The organism is Shewanella indica, assembly GCF_033842865.1.
Lineage (GTDB): Bacteria > Pseudomonadota > Gammaproteobacteria > Enterobacterales > Shewanellaceae > Shewanella > Shewanella indica.
Genome location: NZ_JAWXXR010000001.1, coordinates 57,170 through 80,159, shown reverse-complemented (window position 1 = coordinate 80,159; position 22,990 = coordinate 57,170). Strand labels below are relative to the sequence as shown.

Annotated in this window: 25 protein-coding genes; 16 read left to right on the top strand and 9 right to left on the bottom strand. The window is 51.8% G+C overall.

The window, feature by feature from the left end:
* Positions 1-6: 6 nt before the first annotated feature.
* The gene (locus SIL79_RS00390; RefSeq protein WP_039034758.1) at positions 7-1,275 is read right to left on the bottom strand and encodes an HlyC/CorC family transporter; all 1,269 of its coding nucleotides are present in this window, start codon (positions 1,273-1,275) and stop codon (positions 7-9) included.
* Between the two features lie 99 nt (positions 1,276-1,374).
* Positions 1,375-2,163, bottom strand: a complete 789-nt coding sequence (locus SIL79_RS00385; RefSeq protein ID WP_039034759.1) for a cytochrome C assembly family protein — start codon at positions 2,161-2,163, stop codon at positions 1,375-1,377.
* A 296-nt stretch (positions 2,164-2,459) separates the two neighbouring features.
* On the opposite strand from SIL79_RS00385, the gene ffh reads away from it, so the two are divergent.
* From ffh to rplS, 5 genes are all read left to right on the top strand, one after another.
* Positions 2,460-3,833 carry a signal recognition particle protein gene (gene ffh, locus SIL79_RS00380; protein WP_039034760.1) on the top strand — a complete coding sequence of 458 codons (1,374 nt, stop codon included), beginning with the start codon at positions 2,460-2,462 and terminating at the stop codon, positions 3,831-3,833.
* A gap of 204 nt (positions 3,834-4,037) precedes the next feature.
* On the top strand, positions 4,038-4,289 hold the full coding sequence (gene rpsP, locus SIL79_RS00375; RefSeq protein WP_025010564.1) for a 30S ribosomal protein S16: 252 nt from the start codon (positions 4,038-4,040) through the stop codon (positions 4,287-4,289).
* Positions 4,290-4,310: 21 nt separating this feature from the next.
* Entirely contained in the window at positions 4,311-4,841 is a 531-nt protein-coding gene (rimM, locus tag SIL79_RS00370; RefSeq protein WP_025010565.1) for a ribosome maturation factor RimM, read from the top strand.
* Positions 4,842-4,857: 16 nt separating this feature from the next.
* Positions 4,858-5,601, top strand: coding sequence for a tRNA (guanosine(37)-N1)-methyltransferase TrmD (trmD, locus tag SIL79_RS00365; RefSeq protein WP_039034761.1), 744 nt, complete (start codon positions 4,858-4,860; stop codon positions 5,599-5,601).
* A 34-nt stretch (positions 5,602-5,635) separates the two neighbouring features.
* Entirely contained in the window at positions 5,636-5,989 is a 354-nt protein-coding gene (rplS, locus tag SIL79_RS00360; RefSeq protein ID WP_039034762.1) for a 50S ribosomal protein L19, read from the top strand.
* A gap of 1,040 nt (positions 5,990-7,029) precedes the next feature.
* Here the strand turns inward: rplS and SIL79_RS00355 are convergent.
* Positions 7,030-7,419, bottom strand: coding sequence for a DUF3301 domain-containing protein (locus SIL79_RS00355; RefSeq protein WP_039034764.1), 390 nt, complete (start codon positions 7,417-7,419; stop codon positions 7,030-7,032).
* Complete coding sequence (locus SIL79_RS00350; protein WP_071477054.1) at positions 7,416-8,429, bottom strand: DUF3549 family protein; 1,014 nt, start codon at positions 8,427-8,429, stop codon at positions 7,416-7,418. Before SIL79_RS00350 ends, SIL79_RS00355 begins: the two co-directional genes overlap by 4 nt.
* Before the next feature lie 104 nt (positions 8,430-8,533).
* Between SIL79_RS00350 and SIL79_RS00345 the strand changes: the two genes are divergently transcribed.
* Entirely contained in the window at positions 8,534-8,857 is a 324-nt protein-coding gene (locus tag SIL79_RS00345; RefSeq protein ID WP_071477055.1) for a YqcC family protein, read from the top strand.
* Entirely contained in the window at positions 8,829-9,671 is an 843-nt protein-coding gene (truC, locus tag SIL79_RS00340; protein ID WP_233962731.1) for a tRNA pseudouridine(65) synthase TruC, read from the top strand. The genes SIL79_RS00345 and truC overlap by 29 nt, the downstream gene beginning before the upstream one ends.
* Here the strand turns inward: truC and SIL79_RS00335 are convergent.
* A complete protein-coding gene (locus SIL79_RS00335) occupies positions 9,668-9,844 on the bottom strand; it encodes a hypothetical protein (protein ID WP_099049524.1) in 177 nt (58 codons plus the stop codon). The two genes, truC and SIL79_RS00335, sit on opposite strands and share 4 nt — an antisense overlap.
* A gap of 127 nt (positions 9,845-9,971) precedes the next feature.
* Here SIL79_RS00335 and SIL79_RS00330 point away from each other — a divergent pair, with 127 nt between their 5' ends.
* From SIL79_RS00330 to purU, 3 genes are all read left to right on the top strand, one after another.
* Entirely contained in the window at positions 9,972-10,436 is a 465-nt protein-coding gene (locus SIL79_RS00330) for a flavodoxin (protein WP_071477065.1), read from the top strand.
* A complete protein-coding gene (locus tag SIL79_RS00325) occupies positions 10,388-11,869 on the top strand; it encodes a PTS transporter subunit EIIC (RefSeq protein ID WP_071477056.1) in 1,482 nt (493 codons plus the stop codon). Before SIL79_RS00330 ends, SIL79_RS00325 begins: the two co-directional genes overlap by 49 nt.
* An 86-nt stretch (positions 11,870-11,955) precedes the next feature.
* A complete protein-coding gene (gene purU / locus SIL79_RS00320) occupies positions 11,956-12,789 on the top strand; it encodes a formyltetrahydrofolate deformylase (protein WP_071477057.1) in 834 nt (277 codons plus the stop codon).
* Positions 12,790-12,814: 25 nt separating this feature from the next.
* On the opposite strand, the gene SIL79_RS00315 is transcribed toward purU, so the two are convergent.
* The 4 genes from SIL79_RS00315 to map all read right to left on the bottom strand — a co-directional run bounded on the left by SIL79_RS00315 (position 12,815) and on the right by map (position 17,683).
* On the bottom strand, positions 12,815-13,180 hold the full coding sequence (locus SIL79_RS00315; RefSeq protein ID WP_039034770.1) for a DUF3718 domain-containing protein: 366 nt from the start codon (positions 13,178-13,180) through the stop codon (positions 12,815-12,817).
* A 257-nt stretch (positions 13,181-13,437) separates the two neighbouring features.
* Complete coding sequence (gene dapD / locus SIL79_RS00310; RefSeq protein ID WP_028779848.1) at positions 13,438-14,262, bottom strand: 2,3,4,5-tetrahydropyridine-2,6-dicarboxylate N-succinyltransferase; 825 nt, start codon at positions 14,260-14,262, stop codon at positions 13,438-13,440.
* Between the two features lie 17 nt (positions 14,263-14,279).
* Entirely contained in the window at positions 14,280-16,859 is a 2,580-nt protein-coding gene (glnD, locus tag SIL79_RS00305; RefSeq protein ID WP_039034772.1) for a bifunctional uridylyltransferase/uridylyl-removing protein GlnD, read from the bottom strand.
* A 20-nt stretch (positions 16,860-16,879) separates the two neighbouring features.
* Positions 16,880-17,683, bottom strand: coding sequence for a type I methionyl aminopeptidase (gene map, locus SIL79_RS00300; protein WP_039034773.1), 804 nt, complete (start codon positions 17,681-17,683; stop codon positions 16,880-16,882).
* Positions 17,684-18,098: 415 nt separating this feature from the next.
* Between map and rpsB the strand changes: the two genes are divergently transcribed.
* The 6 genes from rpsB to SIL79_RS00270 all read left to right on the top strand — a co-directional run bounded on the left by rpsB (position 18,099) and on the right by SIL79_RS00270 (position 22,988).
* A complete protein-coding gene (gene rpsB, locus SIL79_RS00295; RefSeq protein ID WP_025010979.1) occupies positions 18,099-18,827 on the top strand; it encodes a 30S ribosomal protein S2 in 729 nt (242 codons plus the stop codon).
* A gap of 132 nt (positions 18,828-18,959) precedes the next feature.
* Positions 18,960-19,811 carry a translation elongation factor Ts gene (tsf, locus tag SIL79_RS00290; RefSeq protein ID WP_028779851.1) on the top strand — a complete coding sequence of 284 codons (852 nt, stop codon included), beginning with the start codon at positions 18,960-18,962 and terminating at the stop codon, positions 19,809-19,811.
* 69 nt (positions 19,812-19,880) lie between these two features.
* On the top strand, positions 19,881-20,612 hold the full coding sequence (gene pyrH / locus SIL79_RS00285; RefSeq protein ID WP_039034774.1) for a UMP kinase: 732 nt from the start codon (positions 19,881-19,883) through the stop codon (positions 20,610-20,612).
* A 28-nt stretch (positions 20,613-20,640) separates the two neighbouring features.
* Entirely contained in the window at positions 20,641-21,198 is a 558-nt protein-coding gene (gene frr, locus SIL79_RS00280) for a ribosome recycling factor (protein ID WP_039034775.1), read from the top strand.
* A gap of 84 nt (positions 21,199-21,282) precedes the next feature.
* Positions 21,283-22,110, top strand: a complete 828-nt coding sequence (uppS, locus tag SIL79_RS00275; protein WP_039034776.1) for a polyprenyl diphosphate synthase — start codon at positions 21,283-21,285, stop codon at positions 22,108-22,110.
* Between the two features lie 20 nt (positions 22,111-22,130).
* On the top strand, positions 22,131-22,988 hold the full coding sequence (locus tag SIL79_RS00270) for a phosphatidate cytidylyltransferase (RefSeq protein ID WP_039034777.1): 858 nt from the start codon (positions 22,131-22,133) through the stop codon (positions 22,986-22,988).
* The last annotated feature ends 2 nt before the right edge of the window (positions 22,989-22,990 follow it).

The following is a 22,990-nucleotide window of genomic DNA, read 5'->3' as shown; positions in this document are numbered from 1 at the left end:
TGAGTTTCAGGATGGACGATAAAATTGCGGCATGATCCGTACCGTTTTGATCATGTTGTCGGCCACTTCTACCACTTCCATAGGGTAACCTGCGAGTCTCAGGCTAGTGTTGGCCTGGGGGATCTCTTCCAGATATTCCAGGATCAAACCATTGAGGGTCTTGGGGCCGTCGGTTGGGAAGTCCCACTCCATCTCTTTGTTGAGGTCGCGGATGTTGATGGTGGCATCGATCAGGAAGCTGCCATCCTGCTGCGGGGTAATATCTTCGCTGGGAGTGGTGATCATGGAAGTGGTAAAGTCGCCGACGATTTCTTCAAGAATATCTTCCAGCGTCACCAATCCTTGAATATCCCCGTATTCATCTACCACCAGGCCGATGCGTTCCTTGTTGTGCTGGAAGTTGGCCAATTGCACGTTGAGCGGCGTGCCTTCGGGAATAAAGTACAGCTCTTTTACAGCCCTCAGCAGGGAAGATTTACTGAACTGTTCCTTGGATTGCAGTCTTAACGCATCACGCAGATGCACAAAACCTACGGCATCATCTATGTTGTCACGATACAGGAGTACCCGGGTATGCGGGCTCTGAATAACCTGCTTATTGATGCTTTTGAAGTCATCATTGACATTGATGGCGTAGAGTTCAGAGCGGGGCACCATGATGTCTTCCACAGTGACCTTCTCCAGATCCAGAATTGACAACAACATTTCCTGGTGGCGTCTGGGGATAAGGGCTCCTGCTTCATGAACAACAGTGCGGAGTTCCTCCTGGCTCAGGGCATCATCGGCACGTATGGTGCGGATCCCCATTAGTCTGAGTATGAAAGACGTGATGATGTTGACGCTTTTGACCAGAGGCAAAAACAGCCATAACAACCACTTGAGTATCAGGCTTGATGGGAAGGCGATGCGTTCTGGATGCAGTGCAGCCACAGTCTTGGGCGTCACTTCGGCAAACACTAATACCACGAGTGTCAGTACCCCGGTGGCGATGGCTAATCCCAAGTCGCCCCAGAGTCGGATACCCAGAATCGTGGCGATTGAGGAGGCGAGAATATTAACCAGGTTATTGCCTATGAGGATCAGGCCTATGAGTTTGTCGGGACGGTCGAGTAGTTTGATGGCGCGTTTGGCACCTTTGTGGCCATTATTGGCCAGATGACGCAACCGGTAGCGGTTTAGGGTCATCATGGCGGTTTCCGAACCGGAAAAATACGCCGAAATCAGGATTAACAGCAGGAGAATTATCAGGAGTATGCCGGTCGATATATCGTCCAAAAAGGGGCCCCGTCAGGAATAGCGAAAGTTAGTAAATACTGGCAATTGGATGGAGTGTCAAGTCAGGCAAAGGTCTAGCCCTGCCTGACTTAATTCAGATTAGCTCAGGATAAGTTCTTTGACGATGCGGGCGCCAAAGTAAGCCAGAGAGAGCAGGCTGGCACCGGTCAGACTGTAGATCACTGCCGTGCGGATACGGCAACCCACGGTATATTGCTGCCACAGCATAGCGATATAGACGAACCAGGCCAGAATGGAAAGTACCGCCTTGTGGCCCTTGCCATCGGCAAACATATCATCAAGGAAAATAAAGCCGGTGGCCAGCGACAGACTCAGCAGAATCACCCCTATGATGATCAGATGATACAGCTGCTTCTCTACCGTCATCAGTGGCGGAAGCGCGGGGTTCAAAATCAGTTGCTTTTTCTTTAGCTTATTTTGGATTACAGCCAGTTGTATGGCGTAAAGCGCTGCTATCATCAAGGCACTGTAGGCCATCAGCGACAATACCACGTGGACCAATACTTCAGGGTGCACTTCAAAATGAGTGATGTACTTAGGTGGCAAAAGCCATAGCAGGGATACGGATATCACGGAGCAGGCGTACACCACAGGTACCAGCACAATGACCTTGATACGTGAAAGTACCAAGGTAAAGGCCAGGGCGATAATCCAGTTCACCATGGATATTACATTGGTCAGACTGAAATTCTGGCCATCGACAGTAAAGATTGCCTGGTACAAGGCTGCAGCGTGCAGTATCACACCCAAAGCGGCAAAACCGGCAACGGTGCGGCGGTTGGGCCCCTCGGCGTGAAACAAGCGGCTTGTCACTAATATCAGCGCTATGCTGTAGAAAAACATCGCGGCAGCAGAGAGAATGACCATCTGGGATTAACCTATCCTTATGTGTAATTGGCCTCTGTGGGCAGCTTTAGAAAACTTGCAGGTATTAGAATAACATGAGCCACAGGTAATTGGGCAGTGACCCAGACGACAAAATTACTCAGTGCCCAGTAGATTAGTGCGTAATAAAGGGTAATTGGTTCCCGTCAAAAACATTCATTTGTACCTTGATAAGCGTCTATTTAACCCCATGTTGAGAACAGGGCTGCATTAATACTCCGGCTATAGTTATAATATGCCCCATCATTTTACATTCATAAACGGTATAGAACTGGACGATGTTTGAGAATCTCACCGACAGATTGTCCCGCACCCTGAAAAATATCAGTGGTCGGGGTCGCTTGACTGAAGAGAACGTGAAGGACACCCTGCGCGAAGTTCGTATGGCACTGCTGGAGGCCGATGTGGCTCTGCCTGTGGTGCGGGAATTTGTCAGCAGCGTCAAAGAACGTGCCGTTGGCCAGGAAGTGGCTAAGAGCCTGACCCCTGGGCAGGTATTTGTCAAAATCGTTCAGAGTGAACTGGAAAAAGCCATGGGGGAGGCCAACGAGGCTCTCAATCTGGCCGCTCAGCCACCTGCTGTATTGATGATGGCAGGACTGCAGGGCGCGGGTAAAACCACCAGTGTTGCCAAGCTGGGTAAGTTCCTGCGAACCAGACAGAAGAAGTCTGTGCTTGTGGTCAGTGCCGACGTATACCGTCCGGCGGCGATCAAGCAGCTGGAAACCCTGGCCAATGAAGTCGAAGTCGAATTTTTCCCATCGGACGTCAGCCAAAAGCCGGTGGATATCGCCAATGCCGCCATCGCTTACGCCAAGCGTAAGTTTATTGATGTAGTCATTCTGGATACCGCCGGTCGCCTGCATGTGGACGAGGCGATGATGGATGAAATCAAGGCGCTGCACGCTGCGGTCAAGCCGGTTGAAACCCTGTTTGTGGTCGACGCCATGACAGGTCAGGATGCGGCCAATACTGCCAAGGCCTTTAATGAAGCGCTGCCGCTGACCGGGGTGATCCTCACCAAGGTGGATGGTGATGCCAGAGGCGGTGCTGCCCTGTCCATTCGTCACATCACAGGTAAACCGATTAAGTTCCTGGGTGTGGGTGAAAAAACTGATGCGCTCGAGCCTTTCCATCCAGACCGGGTAGCTTCCCGTATTCTGGGAATGGGGGACGTGTTGTCGCTCATCGAAGAAGTTGAGCGCGGTGTCGATAAGGAAAAAGCCCTTAAGCTGGCTTCTAAAGTGAAGTCCGGCGGCAGTTTTGACCTGGAAGACTTCCGTGAGCAGCTGCAGCAGATGAAGAATATGGGCGGCATGATGGGGATGCTGGAAAAACTACCCGGCGTTGGTCAACTGCCTCCCGATGCTTTGGCGCAGGTGCAAAACGGTAAGCTCACAGGTCAAATGGAAGCTATTATTAACTCCATGACGCCAAATGAACGTAAGCGTCCGGATATGATCAAAGGCTCACGAAAACGCCGCATCGCTGCCGGTTCAGGCACTCAAATTCAAGATGTAAACCGCTTGCTGAAGCAGTTTACCCAGATGCAGAAAATGATGAAGAAAATGTCTGCCAAAGGCGGCATGCATAAGATGATGCGCGGCCTGGGAGGCATGCTGCCTCCGGGAATGAAATTCCCCGGTCGCTGATACCAAATGACATTACCTGATGTTCTTAACTATTGTCCCGCTTGGGATAAGCTGTGAATGGGCGTTGTAAAATTAGCCGGGATCGGTTGCATTCGCCCGAAAGTCAGGTAAAATCTTCCGGCTTTCTATCTGGGACTCTTCGCGAACACGGGGTTCCAGTTTTTATTTTTGCTGAAAAGCAAATCATTAGAGGATAAAGAACGCATGGTTACCATTCGTTTAGCTCGTGGTGGCGCGAAAAAGCGTCCATTTTACAACATCGTTGTTGCTGATAGCCGCAATGCCCGTGACGGTCGTTTCATCGAGCGTGTAGGTTTCTTCAACCCTCTGGCCAAAGGTCAGGAAGAAACTCTGCGCCTGGATCTGGACCGTGTTGAGCACTGGGTTTCAAACGGTGCTGCAACTACAGAACGCGTAGCAAAACTGATCAAAGACGCTCGTAAAGCAGCTGCTTAATAGCGTTTAAGGTATAGATTGATGAGCAGTAACCCACAGCCAATCGTGTTGGGCAAACTTGGTTCCAGCTATGGCATTAAAGGTTGGCTGAAAATCACCGCCTATACCGATTCTGTTGAAGGTATTTTTGACTATTCACCTTGGCTCATTAAAGAGCAGGGCGAATGGCGTGAAGTGAAGGTCACCCAGTGGCGCTATCAGGGCAAGGCGGTTGTTGCCGCACTTGAAGGGGTAGAGACGCGGGAGCGGGCGCAGATGCTCACTAACTGTGAGATCGGCATACTGCCTGAGCAGATGAAAGACCTGCCGGAAGATGAATTCTACTGGCGCGATCTTATCGGCTGCGAAGTGATCAACACCAAGGGCTACAACATGGGCAAGGTCGATCAGATCGTGGAAACAGGATCCAACGACGTCTTGCTGGTGAAGGCCAACGCCAAAGATAGCTTTGGCAAAGCGGAACGTATGATCCCCTTTGTCACCGAACAGTTCATCAAAGAGGTGAACGTTTCGGCAAAACAGATTTTAGTGGATTGGGATCCGGACTTCTGAGTCGAGGAAACAGCTTATGTGGTTAGGGGTCATCACCCTGTTCCCGGAGATGTTTCGAGCAGTAACAGACTTTGGCGTGACGGGTCGGGCCGTGAAGAATGGCCTGCTGGAAGTACAGACGTGGAATCCCAGGGATTTCACCCATGATAGACACAACACTGTGGACGACAGACCTTATGGTGGTGGTCCCGGAATGTTGATGATGGTTCAGCCCCTTCGCGATGCCATTCATGCAGCCAAGGCTGCGGCAGGTGAGGGAGCCAAGGTGATATATCTGTCACCTCAGGGACGCAAGCTGACTCAGCAAGGCGTGTCTGAGTTGGCACTATCATCCAAGCTGATCCTGGTGTGCGGTCGCTACGAAGGTATCGATGAGCGCATCATTCAGACGGAAGTGGATGAGGAGTGGTCGGTTGGTGATTACGTGCTCTCGGGCGGTGAATTGCCGGCAATGACCCTGATAGATTCGGTTTCGAGACTGGTTCCCGGCGTGCTGGGCAAACAGGCCTCGGCAGAGCAGGATTCCTTCTCTGACGGATTATTGGATTGTCCTCACTATACCCGGCCTGAATGTCTTGATGGACTGGATGTTCCGGCGGTGTTGCTCAGCGGCAACCACGAACAAATTAGACGCTGGCGTCTACAGCAGAGTTTGATAAGAACACTGCAGCGACGGCCAGAATTATTTGAAAATCTAGCTCTGACTGACGAACAGACGACTCTATTAGCGCAGTTCGTTGACGCAATGGACTCAGCCTAGTCGCAGCTCAGTTAATTCTAGAACGGAGTAAGTTATGAACAACATCATTAAAATGCTCAACGATGAGCAAATGAAAAAAGACGTACCTGATTTCGGTGCCGGTGATACCGTAGTCGTTCAGGTTCGTGTTAAAGAAGGTGACAAAGAGCGTCTGCAGGCCTTTGAAGGCGTGGTTATCGCTAAGCGTAACCGCGGTCTGCACTCCGCATTTACCGTACGTAAGATCTCTAATGGTGAAGGTGTTGAGCGTGCTTTCCAAACGCACAGCCCAATGATTTCCAGCATCGAAGTTAAGCGTCGTGGTCGCGTTCGTCGTGCCAAGCTGTACTATCTGCGTGAGCGTTCAGGTAAGTCTGCACGTATCCGTGAGAAGCTGGCTACTAAATAAGCCGCTATATAAAGACGCAAGTGTTCGCACAGAGACCCGCCTATATGGCGGGTTTTTGTTTTCAGCCGTAAATCACCTCCATAGCAGAAGGTGGACATTCAGCTATGCCAGACGAAGGTTTCTATTAGAAATTTCCCCCCGCAGTAATCACTGCTCAGCTTTCATCTTGGAAATGTAAACCCTAAATATCGCATATGGGCATAAGCTCCTGGCAAGCGGCTTTTATAGAAAAGCGTTAATGTATTTTAGGGTGACACTATTATCTTCTATTGAGATTATTGATGTTTGGGTGATTCTGTTGCAGGTTTATAGGCGATATGTTTTTCACTACACATCGTTTTCCATTAAAGCCGGGGTTGGTGTGCGAGATATCTCACAAGGTTGTGAGACAAACAAGAGTTAAATAGCGGGTTTTGTCACTAAAAAATAATTAAACCATTTAAAATTAATTACTTACCAACCTTGTTTTGATTGCTGCAAAAAAGTTACAAGAGTTATTGGGCGGTTTGTGTACAACTCCTGGGCCGGGATTGTATTAGTATTTAAATCATCCAAGGACAAGGATGATTCAGGGAACAAGGTCAGGAAGGCCTCAACCGTGAGGAACACGGTCCAGGGATAACTCAAGGAAGATGCTTATCAGGATGATGGCAAACAGGGAAAGCTACTGACCCAAGGAATATGGTCAGCGTCAGGAAGACGAAACAGGATGTATTGAAAGGATGCACAAGGACGATACAGGACACGCTTAAGGACAGAGCAAGGCCCGATCAAGGGATAATCGGGACTAAGGGAACAGGTACGCAAGTACAGGGACTCACCAGGATGGTACAGGGAGCGCAGGACGCACGGCAGACGCATGGATGGTGCAGGGAAGCAACTTAATAGCTGGAAGGCTTAACAGAGAAACAGATGGGCGCGGCTTAATTGTCGCGCCCTTTCTTATTTCGGGGCTTTGAGAATAGATAAACTCAGTCGCTCCATACTCTGAATTTTAATGGCAGAACAACCCTAACTAGCTTTCATGGGTAGAGAAGGCCTCATCGACACCTGCCCGAATTGCACCCCCCTCCTGAGCCACAACCGCCACCGACACTGCCCCTGGCCGTTGGCGCTTCATGCCATTCGGGTTCGGGAAAGATGGGCCATTCGATTTTCTGGATCTGTTTGCCGTGCATCAGAATATGGCCGCGATACTGGTTGATGCCATCGGTACTGAACTCAAACATAAAGCGTGCCTTCCAGCACAGACCATTCCGGCCACCTATGCTGGGACGCGCCGACTCCATGGCGATGGCAAGCATCTGCACCTTTTGTCGCTGGCATTCCCTTTCGGCAAATACCCGGCTGAGTTCGGCCATTTGTCGCAGCTGCCAGAAAAACGCAGCAATCATAACCAGCGCTGCGATCAGTAGAAAATCTGTCATCATTCTGTGGTCGCCCTGAACAGACCGCCAATGGCGCCGGATAGGCGGTCACTGCGGTGAGGATTGCGAAGTTCGCTCAATACCTGGGTACGTATCCCGGGTATGGCCACAATATCAGCAAAGATTTGATTAAAGAAGCTTTGCTCCTGTAAAGCCAAAGCCTCGAGATAAATTTTGCGGCATCCATCCTGTTTCAGACTAAGCCAGCAGCGGGCGGCGATGGCAACCAAGGCATCAATATTTAGCGCTTGTTGCTTGTTCAGCTCAGTTATCGCCTGTTGGCAGAGTTCGGGGTGAGACGCCAAGGCGCGAAGGAAGTAAACCTTATGTTCGGGGGCCGCTTCTTTGAATGCCTGGAAGAGCGTTTCGGCAAGCGGCTCAGGCAGCAATATATGTTCCAATTGCTGGCAAAGGGCAATCTGTACCTCGGCGGCGCCTTTGTTCAATCCTTGTTGCAACAGGGCTGAGTGGTCCAGTTCATTGACCCTGGCACAGATATCCGCCAGCCCTTGCAGTCCCAGATGTTGCCAGTTTTCGGCTGCCACCTTGCCGCTCAGGTATTGGCAGGCATATTCATACTGTACAGAAGCGGCTTGTCCCAATTGTTTACGCACCAAGGCGTTGAACAGGGCCAATTTTTCCTGCGATGGCTTGAAACTGAAGGGATGATTGGCCATCTGTTGCTGCTGGGCTTCGCTCAGTTCACGGGTCAGGTTTTCCCCCATGGCTTCAAGCAGCATTTGAATAAACTGGCTACGCGCAGCTGGGACCAGGAGTCCGCGCTCATCCAAGGGTAATTTCAGGAACCAGATATATTGCTGATTGCTGCCATCCCAGAACACCAGGGCAAACTGGGCATGCCCTTGTATGGGAAAGGGGTAAGGGCTTTGAAGGGCTTCTATTTGATGAAAAGCCATGGGATCTATGTGCTGCACCCTGCGGCCGAGATCATAGACCTGATACTGGGTGTTGGCGGCGGTGAGAAGTTCGCTGAGGGTAGTGATACTGTCCATGCTCGTTTGACTCTTGTACAACAAATGCGGTGCATTATAGGGATAAGCTTGGCCCGATGGTATGATTGACGCCAATTTATTGTTTTGGATCTACGAGGTAACAGATGCCTTTTCTGGCGACTGAAAAACTCCTGTTGGCCATAGAGGTCGAATTGAAAGCGCTGGGAATGTGGAGCGCAACGGATCCTGGCGCGACTGCCATGGCCAGCCAGGCGCCCTTTGCCTGTGACAGTATGGCGTTTGAAGCCTGGTTGCAGTTTATTCTGTTGCCGAAAATGCGCGCGCTGATAGAAGCACAAATGCCGCTGCCATCAGCTATAGCAACTGCGCCTATGGCCGAGCATGTATGGGGTGAAGCGCCCACATATCGTAATTTGATCACTTTGTTGAGAACCTTGGATGAACTCCTTACCAAACAAGCAAGATGAGACCCAGCTTCAAGCCGAGATTTCGGAGCAATCTTTGACACCAGTGGATGAAGAGTGCCCCGAGATCCGTATCCTCTATGAAGATGAACACCTGGTTGCCATTCATAAACCGGCGGGATTACTGGTGCACAGAACCTATCTGGCGCGAAAAGAGCGTTTTTTCGCCATGCAGCTGACTCGGGATCTGGTGGGTTGCCATGTGTTTCCGGTGCACAGGTTGGATAGGCCTACTTCGGGCGTCTTGCTGTTTGCCAAAAGCAGTGAAGTTGCTGCTCTTCTGTGTCAGCAGTTTGCCGGGCGCGAGACGCGCAAGGAGTATCTGGCCCTGGTGCGCGGTAATATGCACCAAGCCGGTACGCTGGACTATCCACTCAAAGAGGAGTTGGATGCCGTGGCCGATAAAAATGCCGACCGCAACAAGGAAGCCCAGGATGCCATTACTCAATATGCGCCGCTGCTCAATGCCGAGATCCCTTTCCCGTCAGGGCGGTACCCCAGCAGTCGTTTTGCCTTGATACGCCTCTCGCCGTTGACCGGACGTAAGCATCAGCTCAGAAGGCATATGGCTCATCTGCGTCACCCCATCATAGGTGACACCACCCACGGCGATGGCAAACAAAACCGTTTCTTTCGCGAACACTTCGGCCTCAACCGTTTATGGTTGCTGGCTCAGAGCTTGAGCTTCACTCACCCAAAGACAGGTGACCCCGTCACTATAGTGACAGAGCCGGAGGCTGAATGGCAGCAAGTGTTCGATGGCCTGGGCTGGGATGAGTCCCTGCTTGAGTCAGACAGCGGTTTGCTGCTGGCTTAGGTTTCGTCTTTATTGGTGCGCTGGTGCATCATGTCAAGCAAGGGACGGTAAGCGTCGAGTGGGTAGTGGGCATGGTGTTGGTCTTGTTGAGCGGCTCTAAAGTAACACATACGGCGAACATGAGTTGCCCTTTGATGTTGCTTCTGAAGTTTCTGTCTGCTGCTCTGTCGCATCGCTGCGTTTCCTTATCGCCAATGGCGTGTCGGCTGGGTGTCTGTTGATGCTTATGCTTGCAGCATAAGCAGACGATACAGTATGGTGGAGAACAATGAGTATTGACTCCGAGGTGCAGAGTATAACATGAAAAAAGTGAACCTGGTGTTTGGAACTGTCTATGGTAATGCCCAGTTTGTTGCCGAGACGCTCCAGAAGCAGCTCCAGACTCATGGCTTGGAAGCTAAACTTTGGCAAAGTCATGAGCTTAAAGGATATATACCGGCGGCCGATGAGTATCTGTTGCTGGTTTCTTCCACTACCGGGCAAGGGGATCTTCCGGATGATATTTTGCCCTGGTTTTTGGAACTGAAAGACACGGCCCCCTACTTGCCTGAGCTCAGGTACGGAGTTATTGCCCTGGGAGACTCGAGTTATGAGACCTTCTGCGGCGCAGGTAAACAATTGGATGAACTGTTTGCGGAGCTTGGCGCCAAACGTATCGGTGAACGTTTGGAGATTGATGCCTGCGAAACCATGGAACCCGAGGTCGAGGCTCAAGCATGGCTCAACAACTGGCTACCCCTGCTGAAAACAGAAGCGGGCGCCTGAAAGGCTTTTCACAACATTGGTTTAAGTTTGCTCAGCGCCTGAGTCAGGCGCTGCTTGTCCCCATAGCTATCCTGCCTGCTGCCGGAGTGATGAAAGGCCTGGCCAGCACGCCGACAGGTATTTTGTCTCCTTCGCTCAATGAGCTGTTTGCCACTACTGGCGATCTCATCTTCACTATGATGCCGTTGTTGTTTGCCATCGCGATTGCCATAGGCTTTTGCCGTGATCAGGGGATTGCCGCCTTCAGTGCTGCGTTCGGTTATGGGGTATTCAACTCAAGCTTATCGCTGCTGGCCTCGCAAAACCCCGTGCACACCTCGGTTTGGCTCGGAGTGGAAACCATAGATACAGGTATAGCCGGTGGCATGTTGCTTGGGGTAATGACCTGTTTGGCGATGGCCATGAGTCGTCATTTACGTTTGCCGGCTATCTTTTCCTTCTTTGAGGGACGCCGCAGCGCGCCATTGTTGATGCTGCCGTTGGCGGTGTTGCTGGCCTATTTGCTGGCGCTTATCTGGCCACCTTTGGCGCACTATATTGAGGTGTTCTCCAACTGGGCCGTGTATCAAAAGCCACAGCTGGCCTTTGCCATCTATGGCACAGTGGAACGCCTCTTGCTGCCGCTTGGACTGCATCATATCTGGAATGCGCCTTTCTACCTCGAGCTTGGGCAGTATTATCAGGATGGTCAATGGCTCAGAGGCGAAGTGGCGCGCTACCTCGCCGGCGATCCCCAGGCCGGCAACCTGGCCGGTGGCTATCTCATCAAAATGTGGGGCCTGCCAGCGGCGGCCCTGGCGATTTGGCGCTGTGCCGACAAGAGTGAACGCAATCGGCTGGCCGGCATTATGCTGTCGGCGGCGGCCACCAGTTGGCTCACCGGGGTAACTGAGCCGATTGAGTTTGCTTTCCTGTTTGTGGCGCCTTTGCTGTATCTGGTGCATGCACTGCTGACCGGGCTGGCTTATGCAGTCTGTATCTGGCTCGACATTCACTATGGGCTGGTGTTTTCCAACGGTTTGCTGGATTTTGCCCTTTTGTGGCATCAATCCGCCAACGCCGGTTGGTTTCTGATCCTGGGCCCCTTGACCGCAGTCATCTATTACCTGATTTTCCGGGCTTCCATCATGGCATTCAATCTTAAGACGCCGGGGCGGCTGGAGCCGGAAACCACTTCGGGCGGCAATCTGCTGGCCATGATAGGCGCGCTCGGCGGCGCCGCCAATATCCGCAACCTCAGCGCCTGTATGACCCGGTTGCGCCTGAGTGTTGAACGTCCTGAGCTGGTGGACAAGTCACGCTTGTTGGGATTGGGAGCCAAGGGCGTAATAGTGGTGGGGCAGGGCGTTCAGGTGGTGTTTGGCACCAAGGCCGAGACCTTGAGAGGGCTTTTGCAAAAGTATCTGGACAGCCGCCAGACAAGCCGGAGATAACGAGCTGCTTTTGATGAATAAATTTTAAGCGCGCCAGTGGCGAGACTGTGGCATATTCAAACTTTAATGCTGTAATCGGAGCCGATATGCCACGCAAAATACTGATGATTGATTGTGCCGATGAATATGGGCTTATCGCCAGAGTTACTGGGGTATGCTTTCAGCACAGACTGAATATCATCAAAAACAACGAGTTTGTCGATAATCAGCAGGGGCGCTTTTTCATGCGTACCGAGCTTGAAGGTGAGTTCGATGAAGCTAAGCTGTTAGAAGAATTGGCTGAAGTTCTGCCCAAGCAAAACCATATGAAACTGGTGGATGCCGGACGCAAGCGCATAGTGGTGTTGGCGACCAAGGAGGCCCATTGCCTTGGTGATCTCTTGATGAAAACCTACTATGGTGCCCTCGATGTGGAAATAGCCGCCATAGTGGCCAACTACGATACGCTGGCACCGCTGGCGGCCAAGTTTGAGGTGCCTTTTCATCATGTCAGCCATCAGGGGCTGGATCGCAGCGCCCATGAGCGTGCCATGTTGGATATTATCGCCGGCTATCAGCCTGAATACCTGGTACTGGCCAAATATATGCGGGTGCTTACCCCTGAGTTTGTCGAGCAGTATCCCAATAAGATCATCAATATTCATCACTCCTTTCTGCCGGCCTTTATTGGCGCCAATCCCTATCGTCAGGCGTGGGAGCGCGGGGTGAAAATTATTGGGGCCACGGCGCACTTTGTGAATAACTGTTTGGATGAGGGGCCTATCATTAAGCAGGATGTTATCCCTGTGGATCACAGTTACAGCGCGGCAGATATGGCCAAAGCCGGCCGAGATGTGGAAAAAAGTGTTCTCAGCCGGGGTCTGGCGCTGGTACTCAATGAACAGGTCGTGGTGTACGGCAACAAAACCTTGGTATTTTAATCCGAGTGTTTTGGGCTCAGTGAGTTCAGCGGAAACTCACGTAGAGTTTTTCCTCCTCTGGGATCATGGCCATATCGGAAATGGTCACTTTGCCGGGCAGGAAGCGGCCAATCTTTTTGGCTGTGCGATCGGCGCCATGACTCATGGCAAATTGATGCAGTGACTCACCATTGCACACCAGTCGAGGGAATACTCGCTGTTCATTGATCCGGTACTCACGCAAGGTGGTGGAAAACTCTATCATGCTGTTGCTGGCACTGGATTTACAGACCTGGATCAACGCCTGCTCAATATAAGGATCCATTGCGGCCTGGGCACTGAGAGAGCCGAAGCTCAGGCCGGCGACAGCCAGTAATACTGCGCCGGTGCGGGTACGTTGGCAAAGGTTCATGGCTTGCTCCTTTTCGGGATGCTTCAAGTACCATTTAAGTACAGTCGCAGCAGCGGCATTTGCCAGCGATTGAATAGAGGCTTTCTGTCAGCAGTTGTTGCTGTTTGGGCAGGGTGTGTCCCAAGGTGTGGAAGTTTGTCTCTTGGTAAGTAAATGTGTCTGCCTGTGCCCTTATGGGCAGAGCAGACAGACACATAGATGGGGATACTGACCTAATAAAGTGTTTATTGCTCTAGGTCAGTTCCCGAGGGCAAGGGTCAGTCGACCATCCGCAGCAGTTCGTTGATACCCACTTTTCCGCGGGTCTTCTCGTCTACCTTCTTGACTATGATGGCGGCATAAAGATTGTACTTGCCGCAGCTGGAGGGCAGAGTGCCTGACACCACCACAGAACCTGCTGGAACCCGGCCATAGTGAATTTCGCCGGTTTCGCGGTCATAGATGCGGGTGCTCTGGCCGATATAGACCCCCATGGAGATCACTGAGCCTTCCTCGACCACGACTCCTTCAACGATTTCAGAGCGGGCACCGATAAAGCAATTGTCTTCAATAATGGTCGGGCCGGCCTGCAGTGGCTCGAGTACGCCACCGATGCCGACACCGCCGGAGAGATGCACGTTTTTACCAATTTGCGCGCAGGAGCCAACCGTGGCCCAGGTGTCGACCATGGTGCCTTCATCCACATAGGCGCCCAGGTTAACGTAGGAGGGCATAAGCACAGTGTTTTTACCGATGAAAGAGCCTTTGCGCACCGCAGCCGGTGGCACAACACGTATGGCTTCGGCGCGAAAACGCGCTTCATCATAGTCGGCAAACTTCTGTGGTACCTTGTCGAAATACTTGGTTTCGGCCCCGTCGATTACGCCATTGTCGAAGATGCGGAAAGACAGCAAAACGGCTTTCTTGAGCCATTGGTGCACATGCCATTGGCCGTCCAGTTTCTCGGCCACTCGGGCCTCGCCTCTGTCCAGCATGTCAATCACTCGTTCCACGTCGGCACGCAGCTCGGCGTCAACTGTGGTTGGGCTTATCTGTGCGCGAGCTTCAAAAGCCGCCTCAATACGTTGGCGTAAAGCCTCCATTGGTTTCTCCCGTTTACTTAGGTTGTTGGGGTCCCGAATTGGGACAGGGCACTGATCAGTGACTCTTTCAGCCTGTGTTGCTGGGCTTCATCCAGTGCCAGTCCCTGATTGGTTTGTAGAATAAAAAAGTCCTCAGCGCGCTCGCCTATCGTGGTGATCTTGGCCGCCAGCAGGGTGACATCACAGCGATAGAAGGTTTCACCTATCTTGGCCAGCAGACCTGGGCTATCCAAGGCTATCAGCTCCATCATACTTGTACCATGGCGGCGGGTAGGCAGAAAACTGACCTGAGTCGGAACTTTAAAAGGTTTCATCTTGCGCGACAACTTGCGAAAGCGCGGGATCTTGGGTTGTTCGCCACTGAGCGCTTTGCCAAGGGCCTTGCGGATACTTTGTATCCGCGATAACTGACTTACCGCCTTGCCGTCCTGCTCGAGGATCACAAAGGTATCCAAAGCGTAATTGTCCTTGGATGTCATGATGTTGGCATCATGAACATTGATATTCTTGTTGTCCAGCACCGCCATCACAGTGGCAAACAGCTTGGGTTTGTCCTGGCAGTAGACAAACAGCTCTGTGCCGCCACGGGTGGTGTGTTTGGATACCATTACCAGCGGTTCATCCTGCTTGTGCTTTAGAATGGCCTCAGCGTGCCAGGCGATTTGATTGGGTTGATGACGCAAAAAGTAATCGGCCTTGAATCTCTGCCACAACAGATCCAGCGCTTTTTCCTTGAAGCCGCGCCGCAGCAACTCTTTCTTGGCTTTAGCTTGATGCTCCCGTACCCGGGCACGAATATCCACCGGCTTTTCTTTACCGCGGGCAAGCACTCTCTGAGTGGCAAAATAGAGATCCCTGAGCAGGGAGCCCTTCCAGTTGTTCCAGGTTTTTTCATTGGTGGCACAGATATCGGCTACCGTCAGGCAGTAGAGGTAACTCAGGTGCACCGCATCGCGAACTTTATCGGCAAAGTCGGCGACCACTTCCGGATCGGAAATATCCCGCCGCTGGGCGACAATCGACATCAACAGATGATTTTCTACCAACCAGCTGACCAAGCGGCCGTCGTGGTCGTTGAGACCGTGCAGTTTGCAAAATTCCAGCGCATCGACTGCGCCGAGCTTACTGTGATCGCCGCCGCGGCCCTTGGCGATGTCGTGGAAAATGGCCGCCAATACCAGCAGCCCCTTTTTTGGCAATTGATTGATCAGCACAGAGCCGAGTGGGAATTCCTCTTTCTGTTCTGCCTGGGCAAATTTGTCGATATTGAGCAGCAGCCTGTGAGTGTGTTCATCTACCGTGTAGGCGTGGAAGAGGTCAAACTGCATCTGGCCTTCAATGGCGCGCCAGGCAGGTAAATAAGCCGACATCACCCCGTGTTTGTGCATTAGCGACAGGGCGGCAATACCGCGAGCATGACGGAGAATTTCCATAAATACTCTGCGGCAGCCCTCCCGGGCCATCAGAGGTTGCGGCTGGGCGCGTCTGGCTCTTCTCAGTGCCCTCAGGGTTGGCGCGTAAATTCCCTGAATGTTGGAATTGCGGGCCACATGCAAAAACAGCCTGACGATCTCTTCCGGATCGTCAAACAGCGCCAAGTCCAGCGCCTCGATAAAGCGACCGCGGCGCTGATAGTGTTCATCTATAGGCTGGATTTCCAGCGCCTGAGTGTGTCCGAGGGTGGCGCGTTTGAACAGTTGCAGCAGCATCTCGTTGAGCTCCATCACCCGCCGCACTGTGCGGTAATAGTGCTTCATCATCTGCTCGACCGCCAGTTGGGTAGCGTCTTCGTAACCCATGAGGCCGGCTACCTGACGCTGCAAGTCAAACAGCAAACGGTTTTCGTCACGGCCCGATGCCAGGTGCAGGGCAAATCTCAGCTCCCAGAGGAAGTGCTGACACTCAAGCAGCTCTTCGAGTTCTACCTGCTCCAAAAAGCCGTGTCCGACCAGTTCTTCAAGTCTGGCGGCATCGAAGTGGCGCATAGCGACCCAGGCTATGGTCTGAATATCCCTCAGGCCACCGGGGCAGGTCTTGATATTGGGCTCAAGATCGAAGGCGTTGGCCCTGGCATGGCGGGCACGTTGTTCATCTCGCTTGGCATTGAAAAACGCGTTTGAGGGCCAGAATTGGTGCTCGCGAATCGCGTCGTAGAGAGTATCAAACAGGATTTCCGGGCCGGTAAGCAGTCTGGCTTCCAATAGGTTGGTGGCTATGGTGATGTCTTGTCGACCCTGTTGCAGGGTTTCTTTCAAGGTTCTGACACTGTGACCGATTTCAAGACCAGCGTCCCAGAGAAAGGCGATATAAGCACTGAGCCTGCTCTCGGCTGCTGGGTCCAGGTTGTCATCCACCAGAAACAGCAGATCTATGTCCGAGTAGGGATGCAGCTCACCGCGGCCATAGCCGCCGACGGCGATAAGAGCGATGGGATAAGCATCCAAGCCTTCGGCCTGCCATTGTTCAATCAGCTGCTTATCGACAAAGCGACAGCGGCTGGTAACCAGTTCGACTATCTTTTCTCGCGAGGTAAACCTGTCAAACAGGGCTTGATTCTGCTCACAAAGTGCCGTTTTGGCTGCCAGCGCTGTGCTCATTCTATTCCTTGGGTGACGCCTTATTTGGCGTGATTGATGATCCTCGGGAAATCTTCCTCGGCGCGCAGCGTCAGAACTTCTACGCCGGTTTCGGTGATTAACAGAGTATGTTCCCACTGAGCTGAATTTTTACCATCTGAGGTGGTGACAGTCCAGCCGTCATCCTTATTCAGTACAGAAGTGTGGCGACCGGCGTTGATCATCGGCTCAATGGTAAAGCACATGCCAGGGCGTAGTATGGTCTTGTCGTTGTTTCTGTAGTGCACCACTTGTGGCTCTTCATGGAAGCCGGCGCCGATACCGTGACCGCAGTAATCCTGCACGATTGAATATTTGTCCAGGCCTGACTTGCTGGCCTTGATAAACTTCTCAACTGTGGTACCAATCTCGCCCAGCTGCATGCCGGGGCGAACTTTACGGATGGCGGCGTAGAGGCTCTCCTGGGCGATACGGCACAGGCGGCGATCTTTCGGGCTGACATCACCGATCAGGAACATTTTGGAAGTGTCGCCGTGATAACCGTCCTTGATAACTGTGATATCAATGTTAAGGATATCGCCGTCCTTGAGCACGCGATCACTGGGAATACCGTGGCAGATCACCTCATTGATAGAGGTGCAGATGGACTTGGGAAAACCGTGGTAATTGAGCGGCGCGGAGATGGCGCCCTGTTCTTCGGTGTACTTGGCGCAGATATCGTTGAGTTCGTTGGTACTGACCCCGACCTTGACGTGTGGGGCTATCATTTCCAACACATTGGCGGCCAGCTTGCCGGCGGCGCGCATTTTCTCAATTTCTTCTGCTGTCTTGATGACTATACTCATGGGGCTTTCTCTTAATAACGAGTGCCTTGGCCAAGGCCAATTCACCTTGTTTGTGAAACGGTAAAATAACGCTACTGACGCGGCTTTGAACTGAGTTTAAGGCCGACATGAGAGCGGTAAAAAGTTTGTGTTTGCCGGCGATTTATGGTATAAAGCGCGCCGTTATGTTTGACTCTAAGTGACTTTGAGTTGACGACTCTATGAGTTCGAATTAGCTTCAAGTCGGCTGCCTTTGATGGGGGAACCCATTTTGTCGGCAGGTAAGAGTAAAGATGGCGGCCATTATACATGGCATTTAACTCAAATACTAAATCACACACGTATCGACACATTCTTCGGGGTGCCCGCGGCTTGACCAAAGGGTCGAAGACATGGGATGCGTGGAGGTCTAACCCCTTAAATTAAGGTATAGAAAATGACTACAGTTTCAATGCGCGATATGCTCCAGGCCGGTGTACACTTCGGTCACCAAACCCGTTACTGGAACCCTAAGATGAAGCCTTTCATCTTCGGTGCTCGCAACGGTGTACACATCATCAACCTCGAGCACACTGTGCCAATGTTCAATGAAGCTCTGGCTTTCATCAGCAACATTGCTTCCAAGAAAGGTAAAATCCTGTTCGTAGGCACCAAGCGCGCTGCCAGTGAAGCCATCAAAGAAGCTGCCGTATCTTGCGAGCAGTTCTACGTGGACAAGCGCTGGCTCGGCGGTATGCTGACCAACTGGAAAACCGTTCGTCAGTCAATCAAGCGCCTGAAAGATCTGGAAACCCAGTCTGTTGACGGTACTTTCGACAAGCTGACCAAGAAAGAAGCGCTGATGCGTACCCGTGAGCTGGAAAAGCTTGAGAAGTCTCTGGGTGGTATCAAGAACATGGGCGGTCTGCCAGACGCCATTTTCGTTATCGGTGCCGACCATGAACACATCGCTATCAAAGAAGCCAACAACCTGGGTATCCCAGTTGTTGCCGTAGTAGATACCAACTCTGCTCCAGATGGCGTTGACTACATCATTCCTGGTAACGACGACGCTATGCGTGCAATCCGTTTGTATGCTGAGTCTGTAGCTGCTGCTGCCAAAGCTGGCCGTGGTCAGGACCTGGCTGTTCAAGCTGAAGAAGACGGTTTCATCGAAGCTGAATAATAAGGTGCGATGCTAGTACATCACCCTTATTAACCAAGAGATATGATTGGTTAACAGGGGCCATATGGCCCCTGTTTTATACCTACTTATCAATAGGTTAAATTTGTCGAATTATCAATTGAGGATTTAACAATGGCAATTACTGCTGCCCTGGTTAAAGAACTGCGCGACCGTACTGGCGCAGGCATGATGGATTGTAAAAAAGCCCTGACCGAAACTAACGGTGATATCGAAGCTGCAATCGATAACATGCGTAAGAGCGGCGCGGCTAAAGCGGCCAAGAAAGCCGGTAACATCGCTGCCGAAGGTACTATCCTGATCAAAAACGGTGCTGGTTACACTGCTCTGGTTGAAGTTAACTGCCAGACTGACTTCGTAGCAAAAGACTCTAACTTCCTGGCTTTCGCCAACGAAGTTCTGGACGCTGCCGCTGCTGCCAAAGTGACTGTTGAAGATCTGAAAGCCCAGTTCGAAGAAGCACGTGTTGCCCTGGTTGCCAAAATCGGTGAAAACATCAATGTTCGTCGCGTTGAGTACATCGACGGTGACAAGATGGCTTTCTATCGTCACGGCGATCGCATCGGTGTTGTTGTTACCGGTGAAGCCGATGAAGAAACGCTGAAGCACATTGCAATGCACGTTGCTGCCTCTAAGCCTGAGTACGTTAACCCAGAAGACGTTCCAGCTGAAGTGGTTGAGAAAGAGCGTTCCGTTCAAGTTGAAATCGCTATGAACGAAGGCAAGCCTCAGGAAATCGCTGAGAAGATGGTTGCCGGCCGCATGAAGAAGTTCACCGGTGAGGTTTCTCTGACTGGTCAACCATTCATCATGGAGCCAAAGAAAACTGTTGGCGAAGTTCTGAAAGAGAAAGGCGCCACTGTGACTAACTTCATCCGCTTGGAAGTGGGTGAAGGTATCGAGAAGAAAGAAGAAGATTTTGCTTCTGAAGTAGCTGCCCAAATCGCTGCTTCCAAGAAGGCTTAATCGCCAATTCTTAACCCTCCCAAGACCGCAGCAGCCGCTGCGGTCTTGTTATGACCAGGACAGAAAAAGATGAGCACCAACCCAAAACCTGCATTTCGACGTATTCTGCTGAAACTGAGTGGCGAAGCCCTGATGGGCGAAGAAGGCTTCGGTATCGATCCTAAGGTACTGGATCGTATGGCCCAGGAGATTAAGGAGCTGGTTGAGCTCGGCATTCAGGTTGGCGTGGTCATCGGTGGCGGAAACCTGTTCCGTGGTGAAGGGCTGGCCAAGGCCGGTATGAACCGCGTGGTGGGCGATCACATGGGTATGCTGGCGACAGTGATGAATGGTCTGGCAATGCGTGATGCGCTGCACCGTGCCTATGTTAATGCCCGTCTGATGTCTGCTATTCCGCTCAATGGCGTGTGCGATAGATACAATTGGGCCGAAGCTATCAGCTTGCTCAAGTCCGGGCGCGTGGTGATTTTTGCTGCCGGTACCGGTAACCCATTCTGTACCACAGACTCTGCTGCTTGCCTGAGAGGGATTGAAATTGAAGCAGAAGTCGTGCTAAAAGGCACTAAAGTTGATGGCGTATATTCAGATGATCCTATGAAGAACCCTGAAGCCGTCAAATACGATGAACTGAGTTACAATGAAGTTCTGGATAAAGAATTGAAAGTCATGGATCTGGCTGCTTTCACCATGGCCCGTGACCACGACATGCCTATATTGGTCTTCAATATGAATAAGCCAGGTGCGCTGCGCCGGGTTATCATGGGTGAAGAAGCCGAAGGCACGCTGATCAAAACGAAATAACCGACTGATTGCAAAAAGGACATTTAACGTGATTGATGCGATTAAAGAAGATGCACAGGTTCGTATGGACAAGTGTGTGGAAGCCACCAAGGCACAAATGGCCAAGGTGCGTACCGGCCGTGCTCACCCCGCACTGCTGGATTCTATCCAGGTGTCTTACTACGGCACCATGACCCCGCTCAAGCAGGTGGGTAATATTTCAGTTGAAGACAGCCGCACTCTGGCGGTTAACGTGTTCGACCGTAGCATGATCCAGGCTGTAGAAAAGGCGATCATGAGCTCAGATTTGGGCCTGAACCCTATGTCTGCCGGTGCCACTATCCGTATCCCTCTGCCGGCTCTGACCGAAGAGCGCCGCCGTGATCTGGTTAAAGTGGTGCGTGCCGAGGCTGAAAACGGTCGTATCGCCGTGCGTAACGTTCGTCGTGATGCCAACTCTGCGGTGAAGAACCTGGAGAAGGACAAAGAGTGTACCGAGGACGATGTACGCCGCAGCGAAGATGAAGTACAAAAGATAACTGACGTACATATCAAGAAGATAGACGAACTGTTGGCCGCGAAAGAAGCGGAATTGATGGAAGTCTGATATTGACTCGCTAAACTAGAGTTGATGCGCCGTGTAGGGGTATACTACGCGGCGTTTGTCTATTTATAAGGGTTGTTTATTCAGATGTCATCCAATATGGAAGCCGATCCTACGACTCCAACCAGCACAGGTGACTGCCAGACTTCAGAGTGCTTACCTGAGCAGCTTTCAGAGCTGGTAAAACAGTCTATCCCGCAGCATGTGGCTATCATTATGGATGGTAACGGCCGTTGGGCTCAGGCCCAGGGTAAAGCCAGGGTTTTTGGGCATAAGGCCGGAGTCAAAGCCGTGCGCCGGGCCGTGAGTACAGCAAGGCAGCTCGGGGTACGTTCATTGACCCTGTTCGCGTTTTCCAGTGAGAACTGGCGTCGTCCGGATCAGGAAGTCAGCCTGTTGATGGAGCTGTTTTTTACCGTGCTGCGTCGGGAAATCAAGCTGCTGCACCAAAATGGTGTCCGGTTGAATATTATTGGGGATACCAGTCGTTTTTCCGAGAGACTGCAAAAACAGATCCGTGCCGCCGAAGAGAAAACCGCTGCCAACTCAGAGCTGACCCTCAATGTCGCCGCTAATTATGGTGGCCGCTGGGACATAATGCAGGCCGCCCGCAAACTGGCAGAAAAAGTCGAATCCGGTGAAATGACCAGCAGTCAGTTCAGTGAAGAGGCCCTGGCAGCGCATTTGTGCATGCAAAATCAACATGAAGTTGATTTAATGATCCGTACGGGCGGGGATTACCGCATCAGTAATTTTATTCTCTGGCAGGCGGCTTATGCCGAGTTGGTCTTTACCGACACCCTTTGGCCGGATTTTGATGAGCAGGCATTTCGCCAGGCTGTGGCGACTTTTGCCAGCCGCCAGCGTCGTTTCGGTCTGACCGGAAGTCAGATAGAAGAAATACGCAGCGAATAACATCTTACGAGGGACATTTTTTGCTAAAACAACGAATAATAACAGCAATTTGGTTAATCCCACTGGTTATGGGGGCCATTTTTTTGCTCCCGGCGAGTTATTTTTCATGGGCCTTGGTGGCGGTATTTCTGATTGCGGCGAAAGAGTGGGGCCGTATTATCGACAGCCGTTGTGAGGTCACTCAATGGAGTTTTACCGCTACCCTGGCGATAGTATTGGTGGCGATTAACCTCCTGGTACCGACCGATGCCGTCTGGTCCAGAGGTCAGTTACACCCCATCATGCTGGCCATCATTCTTATCGGCGCCTGCTGGTGGCTATTCTCTTTGGTGCTGGTGATCTCCTATCCCCGCAGTGCCAAACTCTGGCAGGGCAGTCCCATGCTCAAGTCTATGTTTGGTCAGTTGACTTTGCTTCCTTGTTTCGCTTCCCTGATCGCGCTCAAGGCGCTCAGCAGTCCTGCTGACCCTTATTTTGGCGGTATCCTGGTGTTCTTGGTGATGCTGACCGTATGGGCCGCTGATTCGGGCGCCTACTTTGCCGGTAAGGCGCTGGGGCGGATTAAACTTATGCCCAACGTCAGCCCGGCCAAGACTCTGGAAGGTTTACTTGGTGGCCTGTTGACCACCATGGTGGTGGTGGCCGGTGTTTGCTATTTCTCTCCAGAGCAGGAGCTTGGACTGCTGATAGCCGTGACCCTATTTACCGCTTTGGCCTCGGCGCTCGGCGATCTGTCCGAGAGTATGTTCAAGCGCGCCGCCAAAATCAAAGACTCGGGCACTATATTGCCCGGTCACGGCGGTGTGCTGGATCGCATCGATAGCCTGACCGCAGCCTTGCCTGTATTTACCCTTATCTATATTGCATTCTGGATGTAGTG

What these genes read in the sequence shown, in the direction of transcription:
- SIL79_RS00385 (WP_039034759.1), bottom strand. Translation starts at nt 2,163, where the DNA reads ATGGTCATTCTCTCTGCTGCCGCGATGTTTTTCTACAGCATAGCGCTG.
- ffh (WP_039034760.1), top strand. Translation starts at nt 2,460, where the DNA reads ATGTTTGAGAATCTCACCGACAGATTGTCCCGCACCCTGAAAAATATC.
- rpsP (WP_025010564.1), top strand. Translation starts at nt 4,038, where the DNA reads ATGGTTACCATTCGTTTAGCTCGTGGTGGCGCGAAAAAGCGTCCATTT.
- rimM (WP_025010565.1), top strand. Translation starts at nt 4,311, where the DNA reads ATGAGCAGTAACCCACAGCCAATCGTGTTGGGCAAACTTGGTTCCAGC.
- trmD (WP_039034761.1), top strand. Translation starts at nt 4,858, where the DNA reads ATGTGGTTAGGGGTCATCACCCTGTTCCCGGAGATGTTTCGAGCAGTA.
- rplS (WP_039034762.1), top strand. Translation starts at nt 5,636, where the DNA reads ATGAACAACATCATTAAAATGCTCAACGATGAGCAAATGAAAAAAGAC.
- SIL79_RS00355 (WP_039034764.1), bottom strand. Translation starts at nt 7,419, where the DNA reads ATGATGACAGATTTTCTACTGATCGCAGCGCTGGTTATGATTGCTGCG.
- SIL79_RS00350 (WP_071477054.1), bottom strand. Translation starts at nt 8,429, where the DNA reads ATGGACAGTATCACTACCCTCAGCGAACTTCTCACCGCCGCCAACACC.
- SIL79_RS00345 (WP_071477055.1), top strand. Translation starts at nt 8,534, where the DNA reads ATGCCTTTTCTGGCGACTGAAAAACTCCTGTTGGCCATAGAGGTCGAA.
- truC (WP_233962731.1), top strand. Translation starts at nt 8,829, where the DNA reads ATGAACTCCTTACCAAACAAGCAAGATGAGACCCAGCTTCAAGCCGAG.
- SIL79_RS00335 (WP_099049524.1), bottom strand. Translation starts at nt 9,844, where the DNA reads ATGCGACAGAGCAGCAGACAGAAACTTCAGAAGCAACATCAAAGGGCA.
- SIL79_RS00330 (WP_071477065.1), top strand. Translation starts at nt 9,972, where the DNA reads ATGAAAAAAGTGAACCTGGTGTTTGGAACTGTCTATGGTAATGCCCAG.
- SIL79_RS00325 (WP_071477056.1), top strand. Translation starts at nt 10,388, where the DNA reads ATGGCTCAACAACTGGCTACCCCTGCTGAAAACAGAAGCGGGCGCCTG.
- purU (WP_071477057.1), top strand. Translation starts at nt 11,956, where the DNA reads ATGCCACGCAAAATACTGATGATTGATTGTGCCGATGAATATGGGCTT.
- SIL79_RS00315 (WP_039034770.1), bottom strand. Translation starts at nt 13,180, where the DNA reads ATGAACCTTTGCCAACGTACCCGCACCGGCGCAGTATTACTGGCTGTC.
- dapD (WP_028779848.1), bottom strand. Translation starts at nt 14,262, where the DNA reads ATGGAGGCTTTACGCCAACGTATTGAGGCGGCTTTTGAAGCTCGCGCA.
- glnD (WP_039034772.1), bottom strand. Translation starts at nt 16,859, where the DNA reads ATGAGCACAGCGCTGGCAGCCAAAACGGCACTTTGTGAGCAGAATCAA.
- map (WP_039034773.1), bottom strand. Translation starts at nt 17,683, where the DNA reads ATGAGTATAGTCATCAAGACAGCAGAAGAAATTGAGAAAATGCGCGCC.
- rpsB (WP_025010979.1), top strand. Translation starts at nt 18,099, where the DNA reads ATGACTACAGTTTCAATGCGCGATATGCTCCAGGCCGGTGTACACTTC.
- tsf (WP_028779851.1), top strand. Translation starts at nt 18,960, where the DNA reads ATGGCAATTACTGCTGCCCTGGTTAAAGAACTGCGCGACCGTACTGGC.
- pyrH (WP_039034774.1), top strand. Translation starts at nt 19,881, where the DNA reads ATGAGCACCAACCCAAAACCTGCATTTCGACGTATTCTGCTGAAACTG.
- uppS (WP_039034776.1), top strand. Translation starts at nt 21,283, where the DNA reads ATGTCATCCAATATGGAAGCCGATCCTACGACTCCAACCAGCACAGGT.